Source organism: Nostoc sp. PCC 9305 (assembly GCF_963920915.1).
Classification (GTDB): Bacteria; Cyanobacteriota; Cyanobacteriia; order Cyanobacteriales; family Nostocaceae; genus Nostoc.
Genome location: NZ_CAWUDN010000041.1, coordinates 50,302 through 63,696, shown reverse-complemented (window position 1 = coordinate 63,696; position 13,395 = coordinate 50,302). Strand labels below are relative to the sequence as shown.

General features: G+C 42.2%; 10 protein-coding genes. 7 read left to right on the top strand and 3 right to left on the bottom strand.

All coding sequences use genetic code 11. The features are described 5' to 3' along the window. Nucleotides 1-188: 188 nt before the first annotated feature. Entirely contained in the window at nt 189-1,793 is a 1,605-nt protein-coding gene (locus ACM0OX_RS17160) for a ferredoxin--nitrite reductase (RefSeq protein ID WP_414516311.1), read from the bottom strand. Nucleotides 1,794-2,303: 510 nt separating this feature from the next. Here ACM0OX_RS17160 and ACM0OX_RS17155 point away from each other — a divergent pair. The 4 genes from ACM0OX_RS17155 (at nt 2,304) to ACM0OX_RS17140 (ending at nt 7,069) form a co-directional block, all read left to right on the top strand. Continuing rightward, complete coding sequence (locus tag ACM0OX_RS17155; RefSeq protein WP_414516310.1) at nt 2,304-2,714, top strand: ubiquinol-cytochrome c reductase iron-sulfur subunit; 411 nt, start codon at nt 2,304-2,306, stop codon at nt 2,712-2,714. A gap of 192 nt (nt 2,715-2,906) precedes the next feature. Beyond that, the gene (locus tag ACM0OX_RS17150; RefSeq protein ID WP_414516314.1) at nt 2,907-4,271 is read left to right on the top strand and encodes a HEAT repeat domain-containing protein; all 1,365 of its coding nucleotides are present in this window, start codon (nt 2,907-2,909) and stop codon (nt 4,269-4,271) included. A gap of 764 nt (nt 4,272-5,035) precedes the next feature. Continuing rightward, complete coding sequence (locus ACM0OX_RS17145) at nt 5,036-5,860, top strand: WGxxGxxG-CTERM domain-containing protein (RefSeq protein ID WP_414516309.1); 825 nt, start codon at nt 5,036-5,038, stop codon at nt 5,858-5,860. 231 nt (nt 5,861-6,091) lie between these two features. Beyond that, nucleotides 6,092-7,069, top strand: a complete 978-nt coding sequence (locus tag ACM0OX_RS17140) for a LysR family transcriptional regulator (RefSeq protein ID WP_414516308.1) — start codon at nt 6,092-6,094, stop codon at nt 7,067-7,069. Here ACM0OX_RS17140 and ACM0OX_RS17135 read toward each other — a convergent pair. Together ACM0OX_RS17135 and ACM0OX_RS17130 are read right to left on the bottom strand one after the other, a co-directional pair. Further along, nucleotides 7,037-7,858, bottom strand: a complete 822-nt coding sequence (locus ACM0OX_RS17135) for a DUF4157 domain-containing protein (RefSeq protein ID WP_414516307.1) — start codon at nt 7,856-7,858, stop codon at nt 7,037-7,039. The genes ACM0OX_RS17140 and ACM0OX_RS17135 overlap by 33 nt on opposite strands. Before the next feature lie 153 nt (nt 7,859-8,011). Beyond that, nucleotides 8,012-9,271, bottom strand: coding sequence for a hypothetical protein (locus ACM0OX_RS17130; protein ID WP_414516306.1), 1,260 nt, complete (start codon nt 9,269-9,271; stop codon nt 8,012-8,014). Nucleotides 9,272-9,465: 194 nt separating this feature from the next. Here ACM0OX_RS17130 and ACM0OX_RS17125 point away from each other — a divergent pair, with 194 nt between their 5' ends. Genes ACM0OX_RS17125 through ACM0OX_RS17115 form a run of 3 tightly spaced genes read left to right on the top strand, consistent with a single transcriptional unit; the run spans nt 9,466 to nt 13,366 of the window. Beyond that, the gene (locus ACM0OX_RS17125) at nt 9,466-9,705 is read left to right on the top strand and encodes a hypothetical protein (RefSeq protein WP_414516305.1); all 240 of its coding nucleotides are present in this window, start codon (nt 9,466-9,468) and stop codon (nt 9,703-9,705) included. Then, complete coding sequence (locus ACM0OX_RS17120) at nt 9,705-10,229, top strand: phage tail protein (protein WP_094350961.1); 525 nt, start codon at nt 9,705-9,707, stop codon at nt 10,227-10,229. The genes ACM0OX_RS17125 and ACM0OX_RS17120 overlap by 1 nt, the downstream gene beginning before the upstream one ends. Before the next feature lie 23 nt (nt 10,230-10,252). Further along, entirely contained in the window at nt 10,253-13,366 is a 3,114-nt protein-coding gene (locus tag ACM0OX_RS17115) for a hypothetical protein (RefSeq protein WP_414516304.1), read from the top strand. Nucleotides 13,367-13,395 lie beyond the last annotated feature (29 nt).

Here is a 13,395-nt window from a genome sequence, read left to right as displayed (position 1 = left end):
AAGGTTAAGTCTTAAAGTTTGAAGGTTAAGTCTTAAAGTTTGAAGGTTAAGTCTTAAAGTTTGAAGGTTAAGTCTTTAAGGTCGAAGGTTAAGTCTTAAAGTTTGAAGGTTAAGTCTTAAAGTTTGGACGTTAAGGCTTTAAGTTTGAAGTATGAGTTTTGCCCAATGCCGAATACCTCCGATAAGTACTAGCAGTTACCAACTAGTAAGGCTTCTTGCTTGAGTTTTGCCCCAAACTTTTGGATGAGTAAGTCTTGCAATATTGGGTGCAAGTCTTCGCATGGTATGCCTTTGATGATGCAAGTTCCCAAATGGGCATCTTTGCCAACTTTGCCGCCCATATATATGTCAACACCTTCCAAGGTTTTGCCATTTTTGCGAGTTTTAGTTCCCATCAAACCGATGTCTGCAACTTGGGGTTGTCCGCAGGAGTTGGGGCAACCTGTCCAGTGAATTCGCACTGGTTTGGTGAAGGTTAACTCTTCTTCTAAGACTTTAATCATTGCCAGGGCGCGATTTTTGGTTTCAATGAGGGCAAAGTTGCAAAATTGTGCGCCTGTGCAAGATACTAGCGATCGCGCCAGCAAACCTGGAGCTATAGAAAATCTTTCCAGCAAAGGCTCTGTTAAAAATGTTGCTAAACGCGAATCAGCAATGTTGGGTATAACAATGTTTTGCTCAACTGTGAAACGGATTTCGCCAGTGCCGTAAACTTCAGCTAGACGAGCAATTTCAAACATATCTTCGGCATACAACCGCCCGACAGGAATGTTCAAACCTGCGTAATTTAATCCTGCTTGTTTTTGTTTATATACCCCAATGTGGTCGCGTTTTTCCCAGTCGATTTCGTCTTTAGGTGCTGCGGATATTAATGATTTACCCAAACGGCTTTCTACTTCTGCTCGAAACTTATCTAAACCCCATTCATCGATTAGCCACATCAAGCGTGATTTTTGCCGATTAGCACGCGGCCCACGATCGCGAAATACTTCCAAAACCGCTCTACATACAGCTACCACATCTTCTGGAGCCACCCAAGCATTCAGAGGAATCGCCGCCTCACAACGTTTAGCTGAGAAAAAGCCACCGACTAAAACGTTAAACCCAAATATTAGTGATTGGGAAAATTCTTGCCCTGTTCCCTGTTCCCTGTCCCCTGTCCCCTCCTTAAATGCTGGCACAAAAGCTAAATCGTTAATTTCAGCGTGAACCGAATTGTCTCGTCCACCTGCGATCGCAATATTAAACTTGCGTGGTAAGTTGCTAAATTCTGGGTTCCCTTCGCCTTTATTGGTGAGCATATCTTGAATTTGCTGTACCAACTCTCGCGTGTCGTACAACTCATCTGCATCTAACCCCGCCACGGGATCGCCTGTGATATTGCGAACGTTATCCATCCCTGACTGAACGCTGGTTAAACCAACTGCGTGAAATCTATTAAAAATATCTGGTAAATCTTCAATCCTAATCCCCCGTAATTGAATATTCTGTCTGGTAGTAATATCAGCGCAACCATCATCACCGTAACGCTGCACTACTTGGGCCAAAACACGCATCTGGCTGCTGGTAAGAATACCGTTAGGCATCCGCAACCGCATCATAAACTTGCCTGGAGTAACTGGCCGAAAAAACACGCCTACCCATTTGAGTCGATGATCGCGATCTGTTTCGTTCATCGCCTCCCAACCCAGGGCGGCAAATTTCTCTATCTCACTCTTGATGGTGAGTCCATCTTTTTCTGCTTTTAATTTCTCGAACTTATTAAGGTTAGTGGTAGTTGCTATGTCTGTCATGAGGCTGAATCTCGTTGCAAATTACTGATATGATCGGGAACTGTGGTCGTAATTTCCCAATACCAATCAATCCGTAGTTACATCAGGTGCTGTATCTACGAGGGTTAGGGAATAAAAACTTAATATTTAACTACGGCTGATTATTTTTACTTAAGAACATTCCAACGCGAAACTTCAAATCCGTGGTTAGTTAAAGAAAACTTGTGGCCGTTTACATCTTGGGAATTTGTCAAGCAGGTTTAGATAATGTTCATGTAACAATTTCGATACTCATAACTTAAGATGATATTTTTGTTAAAATCGTATAAATTGTTACGTTTTTTGGTATAATCTGCGAAAAACGCATGAATAATATGCATTTTTTACATTAAAGTCACCAAAGAACGATGTAGAACCCTTAATCAACGGTATTTGAGATGACTAAAGCAATTTTGGATCGCCATAGATTAATCTCAAATCCAAAATTGAATGGCAGATGTTAGCTAAAACTTAGATATTATTTCAGCAGCTATGAAACGTCGTGACTTTATTAATTGGGTAGGTTTGGGTTTGATTGCGAGTTCTCTACCTGTAGCGATCGCAGCTTGTTCTTCTCAAACAACTCCAGCATCTAAAGATTGGCAAACAGTAGGTACATCGGCAGAATTAGATAAAACAGGTCAATTGCTAGCAAAAGACTCACCTGCTGGGCCTGTGTTGGTAGTCGGCACATCTAAAGCCGGAATAACTGCTGTTAACCCTACCTGTACTCATGCAGGTTGCACCGTAGCATGGAAAGCTGATGCCAAAAAATTCGCTTGTCCCTGTCATGGTTCGGAATATGGAGCCGATGGTAAAGTGCAAAAAGGCCCAGCAACAGAAGCGCTCAAAACTTATGCCGCCAAAATTGAGGGTAATTCGGTTGTAGTCAAACCAACTTAGTGGAGGCAGAAGGCAGGGGGCAGGAGGCAGGGGGCAGGAGGCAGGAGGTAGGAAGCAGGGAGCAGGGAGCAGGGAGCAGGGAGTAGGAAGCAGGGAGCAGGGAGCAGGGAGCAGGGAGCAGGGAGCAGGGAGCAGGGAGCAGGGAGCAGGGGGCAGGGAGCAGGGGGCAGGAGATGATAATTAAAGCAAGATATTGTGAGTAACATCAAACAGCTTTTGCTACAAGCCGAGGCAGCACATAATGCCGCTGATTGGTCATCACTAATTCAATATTTGCAACAGTTAATTTTAGGGGCAGACTCGGAAGATCCAGAGATAGTTAAAAATCGAGAATATCTGCTGAAATTAACACTTTCAATGTTAGAGATGGGAGATTTTCAGCAGCGGTGGGAAATTACCAAAGTGTTGACTCGTTTGGGAAATATTGCTATCCCACCTCTCATTGAGATATTAGAAGATGAAGATGCAGAAGAAGAATTGCGCTGGTATGCAGCAAGGACTTTGGGCGAATTTCAACACCCAGAAGCGATCGCGTCAATAGTTGAATTGTTGAAAAATGATGAGGATGAAGAACTCAAAGCGATCGCAGCTACAGCACTGACACAAATGGGTACTGTTGCCATTGCTTCACTAACTGAACTTCTATTAGATGAAAATACACGATTATTAGCAGTGCGATCGCTTTGTTGTATTCGACAACCAGAAACCATCACTCCGCTGTTAAGTGTAGTGCAAGATCCACAAGCAGCAATCCGCGCCGCCGCAATTGAAGCCCTCAGCAGTTTTCATGACGAACGCGTACCGCCAGCATTATTAAAAGCTTTGGATGATACAGCCGCCACAGTCAGGCGTGCAGCAGTGCTTGGTTTAGGTTTTCGCCCCGACTTACACCAAGCATTAGATTTAATAACGAGACTGCAACCCAAACTTTACGACTTTAATCTTGATGTTCGTTGTGCAGCCGCAGTTACCCTTTCTCGGATTGGTAGTGATGAGGCCGCTAAATACTTATTTGATTTGTTGATTTCACCCCAGACACCGATAACGCTGCAATTAGAAACCATCCGCGCTTTAAATTGGGTGGGGACGTTATCGAGTTTGGAATATTTGCAAACAGCACTGAATCAAAGTACTTCCGAGACAGTATGGCAAGAAATTGTCACAGTTTTGGGACGAGTCGAAAAATCGCAGTTAACTAAACCAGCCGCAGAAATCTTATTGCAAATACTGCGATGCCTTTCCTGCGGAACGCTACGCGAACGGCAAGCTTCTCTTCGAGACGCTCCGCGAACGCTAACGCAGCATCCCGCCATAGAGATTGCTAGCATCAAAAGTGCGATCGCTTTGTCTTTAGGACAGTTAGGCGAAATGCAGGCAATTGAATCATTGATTTCGCTGTTAGGCGATTCTAATGCATCGGTGAGACTACATGCGATCGCAGCCCTGAAAAATCTGGATGGGGAAGCTACACATCAACAATTGCAGCAGTTAGCAAATAATGACGCAATCACACCAGATTTAAAACAAGGAATAGCGATCGCTTTAGCCGAATGGTAAATTTCAGTGTCAACTTTTAATCGCGTAGCGTCTCGTAGAGAAGTGCAGCCTTTCGTAGAGAAGAGAGGACTAAAATCCTTACTACAAACCTTTAATCATTAGACCTCTTGCAAAAATATATTTTTGCACTCTTAGGGAAAAGGGAAAAGGTTAAAGGGAAAGGATTTTGAGTTTTTTTCCCCTTTTCCCCTTCCCCTTTTCCCCGACTTTTGCAAGAAGTCTATTTATGCCGACCTACTTAACTGACAATAAAAGTATTCCTTAAGTCTAAAGCAAGACACATCTAGAGTATGAAGTTATAAGTTCTCATGTGAAATAATATTGTGAAGTATTCTTAATAGAGTCTCAACTGCTAGCAGCATCTGGCTGTGTAAAGTTTTTAGTTAAGTAGAAGTCCGGCGAAAAACTAACACTCATGCTATCTAACAGGAGCAAAATAATTCACAATAAGTAATTAAATAAAATGGCATGGATAGAAGTAAATAGAATATTTAGTTTCTATTTTTATGTACCTACGAATTTGTTCGTAGATACTTAATCCTGAAATAGTAATTACTGATTATGAGTTATTTTGCTTAATGTGAGGAATAGTAAGTTGTTGTGATATTTTCAAATTCTTTCGACTTTTCCAGAAGAAGCTAAGTAAAACACTCTTCAATCTATCTTGTCAGAATTTACCGACTTTAGCAGTGGATTGAAAAGACAATATTGCTTTTGTAAATCAATTAACCACACAAATCTAGAACATAAAAGGAACCATAAGCATGAAGCCTTTCGATTTATCTAAAGCTGTTTTAGCTACTGTCTTTGCCATCAGTTTCGCTTCTGTATCCTTACCTCCTTCAGTTTCTGCCCAAAGTGGAGGCTCTGGCACTGGAGGCTCTAGTGGTGGCAGTAGCTCAGGTACTGGTACAGGCACTGGAACTGGAACTGGAACAACGGGCACTGGAACTGGAACTGGAACTACAGGTACTGGAACTGGAACTACAGGTACTGGAACAACGGGCACTGGCACTGGAACTGGAACAACAGGTACTGGAACAACGGGCACTGGAACTGGAACTGGAACTGGAACAACAGGTACTGGAACAACGGGCACTGGAACTGGAACTGGAACTGGAACAACAGGTACTGGAACAACGGGCACTGGAACTGGAACAACGGGCACTGGAACTACAGGCACTGATTCCACAGGTACTGGCACTGGAACTACAGGTACTGGCACTGGAACTACAGGTACTGGAACCACAGGTACTGGAACCACAGGAACTGGAACAGGCACTGATTCTACAGGCACTGGAACAGGCACTGATTCTACAGGCACTGGCACAACAGGTACTGGAACAGGCACTGATTCCACAGGTACTGGTACAACGGGCACTGATACCACAGGCACGGGCACTGATGCCACAGGTACTAACAGGAATACAGGCGTCGTAACTTCCGAAAGACCTAGCGATCGCGGTTTCAATTTGGGTTGGCTAGGTTTGCTTGGTTTAGCTGGTTTAGCTGGACTAGCTCGTAATCGCGAAAAAGTCCGGGCTTATAGCGATCCTGATGAAGTAGCAGGTTCTCGCTCCAGAAAATAGTATTCACCACACTCTAGGAGGGTACAAATTTCGTTTGTGCCCTCTATTATTTTTTTTGGCGAAATTTACCGAAAAAATCGGTGCAAAGCGCATCATTCAGGACAAAGGCAGTCAAATCTGATTTACTTAAATGTCAATCCGATAAAAAAAGCTGTAACAAACTATACTAAATTGTGGATAAAAATCCGTTAACTTAATAAAACTGATAAATGTAATTCAGGCTACATAAAAATGCGCCTAGAGCAGTTGCAAGCCTTTCTAGCGATCGCCCAAACTGGCAGCTTTCAACAAGCAGCGCGAACATCTGGTGTTACCCAATCGACGATTAGTCGCCAAATCCAAGCATTAGAAGCAGATTTGGGGATAGAACTGTTTCACAGAAGCACTCATGCCAAGCTAACGCTAGGAGGTGAACGTTTGTTACCCCGCGTCCGCAAAATTTGCCAAGAGTGGCAAACTGCTACAGAAGAATTAGCCGATTTAATTGCCGGAAAGCAACCAGAACTTTGCATTGCCGTGATTCACTCCTTATGTGGATCTTACTTACCACCAGTGTTGCAAAAATTTTGTCATGATTATCCAGATGTGCAATTGCGAGTGACTTCATTGGGGAGCGATCGCGCCCTCAAAGTCCTCAAAGATGGGTTGGTAGATTTAGCAATTGTGATGAATAATCGCTTTTTAACCACTAGTAGAGAAATGGTGGTAGAAGTACTCTATGATGAACCTATAGAAGTTTTAACCGCAGTTGATCATCCCCTCGCACAATATGAATTCATCCCTTGGTCGGAGCTAATTCGTTATCCCCAAGTGGTTTTTAAAGATGGTTATGGGATGCAACGCTTAATCCAAGATAGATTTGAGCGAATGGAAGCTACACTCCAGTCGGCTTTAGAGGTAAATACCCTAGATGCCTTCCGGGGAGTCGTGCGCCAAGGGAAATTGATAGCTTTGCTACCTCAATCAGCATTACTGGAAGCTCGTCTTGACCCCACCCTGGCGATTCGTTCTTTAGCTAGCAATAACACTAGTGGTTTAGCAGATGGTTCCAGTTTGACTCGTCGGGTAGTTATGGTGACAACTCAAGACCGTCTGCAAATTCCCCCAATTAAGCACTTTTGGCAACTCGTGCGGGAAAATATTCCACTGCAAATTGACCAGCAGCGATCGCCTTCGTCATCTGCCATTTTGTTGAACAACGTGAGTTAACTCATGAGCCAGTAATTCCTTTCCTCCATGACTCTCTGGAGCATATTCTCCTTGACGGAAAAAGATATCCTGTCCTGTAGTGAAGGCGCGAGCTTGGATGGATTGATTGAGTTGGTCAGAGCGGTTATCTGTGTGGATTTTGACAGCGCTGAAGTCAGTTCCAAAAGCTTGCTCCATTGGTTGCCGGATATCGTCTGAGAGTGGCTGTCCGCTTCCCCGTTCCTGTTGGATTGAAGTTTCCAGGTTAGATGTGGCTGCAACTCCACCACCCTGACGTTGCAGCGAAATATTGGTATCTGCCAGAGATTTCATTTGTAATTCTTCTTCTTCCTCTGGTAATGCTTCCCGTTGCAGCGAAATATTGGTATCCGCCAGAGATTTCATTTGTAATTCTTCTTCTTCCTCTGGCAATGCTTCCCGTTGCAGCGAAATATTGGCATCCGCCAGAGATTTCATTTGTAATTCTTCTTCTTCCTCTGGTAATGCTTCCCGTTGCACAGACTGTTTACTAACAGGCTCACTCATCGTCTGCATCACCTGCTGTGCTACTTTATCAGCTTCCTGCTCGTAAACATCTCCTGGCTGGTTAACAGTGAGTTTTGTTTGGGGACGTAATGATATGCGACTAATGTCGTGCATTAGCGGTTTGTTGAGAGGTTGCACTAATGGAGCTGCTTGCGATAAAGCACCAGGGGAGTCTAAACCAAAACCACGTGTCGGTTGTTTGAGTGCAGGTATTGAGAAGGAAGCAGTGGTTGCTTTTTTGGGCTGACTTACGCGTTCTCTCATGTACTTCTCCTGATGCCCGATCAGTCGGTGGATAAATATCTATGCTAGTTGATATCTTTAATTAGAGTACAGCGATCGCACTTTTAATACAATTCACCTGAAGTCTAAATTTTCGCCAACCCAATTTTTATAGTATCGGGCGATCGCACGTATTCAAGTTGAAGCTTCAGCAGGCGCATTATCTATCAGCCATGCCTCACCTGCTTTTTCACTGCTGCTATATCCCGTTGTATAGCCCCAAGGTACTGCCGATACGCCCATAGCAATTAAGATACTTGGCACTAGCTTTTCATCTAATTCAGCAACCTGGAATTCGTTCTTTAGTTTCTCCAAGATAAATTGTCGTGGATATTCTGGCATCATACTTAAGGTCTCCCGACTCTTCTTCATTTCTTTCCAAATCTGATTGAAAGCAAACTTTTGACCAAGCTCCTTCCATTGCTCTTTACGTTTTCCATACTCTGCCTGAGCAGCAGCCAATCTTGTTTTGAGATCCGCTTCGCTTATTCCGCCCTTATTGTCTTTATTTTGTTGCATGAAGGCTAAAGTGCCAAGATCGAGAGAAGGATAAGTAACTTCTGCAAAATTGCTAACTTTTAAAGACCAATTATCCTTCGTGTAAATATGGTCAACACTATCTGAGGCTGTTAGGTCTAGCCATGCAATATAGTTGCTTCCTTTTTTTAACCGCAAAACTAAATCAGGACGGGTTCCACCCACCGTTACCTGTGTATCCACTGAATACTCTCCAGAGATTTTGGGGTGAAACTCCGAGTTTGAGTCACTTACCAATGATTCGATTACATATCCAAAGGCTGCTGCCATCAACTTTGGGCGCTTTTGCGATAAATGTTCATTCCACTTTTGAACCCAAAGTTTGGTATAACCGTTCAATTCCCCATAAGCTCCTAAACTAGGTACGGTGATTGCATAGTTATATGCCTTTTGAACAGTTTCATTATAGGCTGTGAAGAAAGCCCTAGATGCCTCGGCGCTTGTTGGATCGGATTTGTCATAGGTAGCATTTTCGATATCTCGCTGGATTATAGGTTCTCTTTTTTCGCTACCTATCATTAACATCGGCGATCGCTGCACCATCGGCTTCATCTGTAACTCTTCTTCATTCTCTGGCGCTTGTTGTCGTTGTATGTCCAGAGATTTCATCTGCTGTGCGACGCTATCGGCTTCCTGTTCGTAAATGTCTCCAGGCTGGCTAATTGAGAGTTTTGCTTGGGTATGAAGTGGTATGCGACTGATATCGTGAGTCAGTGGTTTATGGAGTGGTTGTATTTTTGGAACCGCTTGGCGTGAAATTGCCGACGACTCCAAACCAAAACCGTGTGTCGGGTGTTTCAGGGATGGAATTGAGAAGCCTGTAGTAGTTTTTTTCTCTCGGCTGATGTGTTCTCTCATTTTCTTTTCCTGGTTGCCCAAGCAGTAGCTAGATGAATATTTTGCTGTTACTCACAATTTAGAGTACTGCGATCGCACTCACAACACAATTTGTCGAAAGTCTAAATTTAGGTAAAAACTTAAGTTCGACTTTTGGCTACTTTTGATTCTGATGCAGTACCTTTAGCCTGGATTTAGGGAGAGTTTTTGAATTTATGGACTCAAATCAGCAACAAAATTTTTTCACGTTCGATGGAGATGTTGGCGGTGCTGCTGGATACGCCGGGGTTTCTGTGACTTCTGATGCTAGCAAGGCGGCGAATGCTGCGGGTAAATACCTCAACGACTCGCGGCTGCTGAACGAACTCACAGAGCGCGTATATAAACTTTTACTAGAAGATTTGCGATCGCAGCGTGAAAGGCTAGGTAATTATAATTCTCAAAGGTGGTTGTGATGGCTACAGGCGCTAATAACGGCAACATTACTCACGAATTAAATTATGTCACTACTAATCGTTTCTATGTAGAAATAGACAGTTCTATTGCTGCATCTTTTGCGGAATGTACAGGATTAAGTATTCAAATTAAGAAAAATGTTTTTCAGGAAGGTGGTGTCAACGACCAACAAAGAATTTATTTAGGTCATACAGAATTTGCAGACATAACTCTTAAACGTGGAGTTACCGACCATCCAGGTTTTTGGAACTGGATGAATGCAGTTTTTGATGAACAAAAGAAAACATCTCGACGCAATGTCAATATTTTGATTTTCAATCAAGCCGGTGAAACGATGATGAGTTGGACTTTAATTGGTGCTATTCCTATAACCTGGAAAACACCTGCACTCCAAGCCGATGGTAAGGCTGTTGCCATTGAAGAATTAACTTTAGCTTATGAAGGCTTACAAGTTGCAAGGTCTACAGGAGGAGGCACTTCTGTACAACGGAATCAAAAAAGTGGATATTTCGTTTCTAGCTAATTGGCTATTTTTCAACGATAACTATGCAAATTATTCAATCTCCACTAGGAAACAATATTCATCCCCTTGGGGTAATATCATCTTTATCAAATCCTGAGAGAATGGTATTGAGAAAACAGTCTCCTTCTCTGCATTCACGAAGTAATTTTCTTAGTCCTATACAAACGAAACTACCATTAGTTACATCGTCTAAATTTTTCTTATCTCGTGAACATGAACCATCGATACAACCATTAATAGGTTGGGATAATCAAGATATAAATAGTGATTTGCCATTACTTGAATCTGATTTTTTTGATTCAATAGCTCTATCCGAAACTAGTCATGTTAATAATAGTGAGCTAGTAAAAGATAGTATTCCAGAGATACTGCCAAATCGGATTGATAAAAAAACGAGTGATGATACCTCGCAACAACTAAATATTAAAAGTAAATCTAAATCAAAAAAAATAAATAAATCTCAAAAGCCACTTGAGAAAAAATCTAAATCCAAATCTAAAAAAGCAGTGAAATCATCTGTGGCTAAGAATATTATTCAAAGCAATGTTACTATTAATGGTCAAGAAGATAGCTTATTAGCCTCAAATGAAGCTCTGTCTGTTGAGGCTAATTTGGAAATACCAACATTGCAACTGGATAATGCTGTTGTTGATAATTCTCTAGCTTTGCCGTCAGCGCTTACCTCACCCGATCTTGATGATACACCTACTTTACTCCATCCTTTTGCGAATGATGAAAATACTGTAGGAGAGTATATTGCTGTACCTAATTCTGAGTCTTACATTGCAAAAAATCCTATTGCAATACAACAAGAAATTGATTCCAATGTTTCAAGTGAGACTCTAGCTAATATACCTATTCAGTTAACACCTACCTCAGCCGATATTGATGACACACCTAATTTATTCAGAAACTCTGATAATAATGAAGCGTTAGTAATTTCAGAGTCACAGTCTGCTATGGTGGTTAATGTCTCAGATGTCTCAGCAAATCTGACTTCACTACAACGTGACAGCTATCTTGAGAGTACTAATAGCGAGTTTACAGAAAGTCAGCCCATTTTAGTACCACCTGAAATTGTTGAAATACCAATAATTACCGCTACATCATCAGAGATAGGTGAAACCGCGATCGCACCACTTTCCGTCACATCACCTGAGATTTCTGAAACACCAATAATTAGCGCCACACCACCTGAGATTTTTGAAACTGCGATCGCACCATTTTCCGTCACATCATCTGAGATTCCTGAAACACCAATAATTACCGCCATATCGCCTGAGATTGCTGAAACTGCGATCGCACCACTTTCCGTCACATCATCTGAGATTTTTGAAACACCAATAATTAGCGCCACACCACCTGAGATTGTTGAAATACCAGCAATTAGCGCCACATCACCTGAGATTGTTGAAATACCAGCAATTAGCGCCACATCACCTGAAATTGGTGAAACTGCGATCGCACCATTTACGGCTACATCACCTGAAATTGCTGAAACACCAGTAGTTAGCGCCATATCGCCTGAAATTGGTGAAACTGCGATCGCACCAATTAGCGCCACATCATCTGAGATTGTTGAAATACCAACAATTACCGCTATATCACCTGAGATAGGTGAAACTGCGATCGCCCCACTTTCCGCCACATCACCTGAAATTGCTGAAACACCAGTAGTTAGCGCCATATCGCCTGAGATTGGTGAAACTGCGATCGCACCAATTAGCGCCACATCATCTGAGATTGTTGAAATACCAACAATTACTCCTACATTACCTGAGAATTTTGAAACTGCGATCGCACCACTTACCGCTACATCATCTGAGATTGTTGAAACACCAATCATTACCACCACATCATCAGAGATTAATGAAACTGCGATCGCACCATTTACGGCTACATCACCTGAGATTGGTGAAGCACCAGTAGTTAGCGCAACACCACCTGAGATTGGCGAAACTGCGATCGCACCAATTAGCGCCACATCATCTGAGATTTCTGAAACACCAATAATTACTCCTACATCATCAGAGATAGGTGAAACTGCGAGTATTTTCAGGAAAATTATTGACAATGAACAAATAGTAGAATCAGAATTTACCTCTGGGGTAACAAAAGAAGAAAATCCTGAAATATCAACCTTTGTTGATACCTCAGATAATCCCACCTCCGCACAAAATGAGGTAAATACATTACCTCAAGTTGAGCAAAATGCGATCGCAGAAAATTTGCCAGCACCTAAAGGTTATGCTACTGGTGGTCACGTAACAGATTCCCGCGTTGAAAATCGTCAGCAGATAGCACCCTCAGATACAGTACCCGCAATGCTTACACCTGGGGAGTTTGTGATTAATACTAGAGATGCACAGAAGAATTTACCTCTACTGCATCACATCAACACTGGTGGAACACCGCACGATATTATCCTTCCAAGTTTACAGACACCCAATCCCACAGAACCAGAAGAAGAAACTTCTCCAGAGACTCCGACTAAAGTCGATTCTTTTTCAGACACTTCATTACAACTAAAAAGCGCTGAGACTGATTCACCTGAGATATCCAATTCTTTAATTCCTTCTTCCTTGGGATTGAATATTAGTAAACAGAAACTTTCTATTCTCAATTCTCCAGAGATTCATACCCTTCATAATGAAACAATTGATGTAGGTGAATCTTCACCCCAATACTCATCGCCTCCCCTAATTTTCCGAAAAGCAAATTCTACCACGAATACATCTTCCCAATGGTCAAATACACCTTCTCAATGGTCAAGTGTGGAAGATTTACTAAATGGAAATGATGATGAATTTACTAGCTTTAATTTTAATGATGGAGAATCTAATAGCCAAAGTTATGAATTTTCTCACGTTTCAGAATCACCACAAGTTTTTGCTAAACACCTTCCTTCACCGAGAGGCTTTGCTAATGGTGGAGAAGTCACTCCACCCGACATATCTAGAGAAATAGCACCAGTAACTGAAACGATAGAGAGCGCATCCTCATTTTCTCAAGAAGATAATAAAGATGATACAGCCGATCTTGAAGCTCTAGCTCGTGAAGTTTATAGCAGATTACGACAACGGATAGAAATTGAGCGAGAACGACATGGTGGTTCCTCTGGTAGATTACCTTGGTAAATTTGTATTCAATAATTAATTTTAGGAGA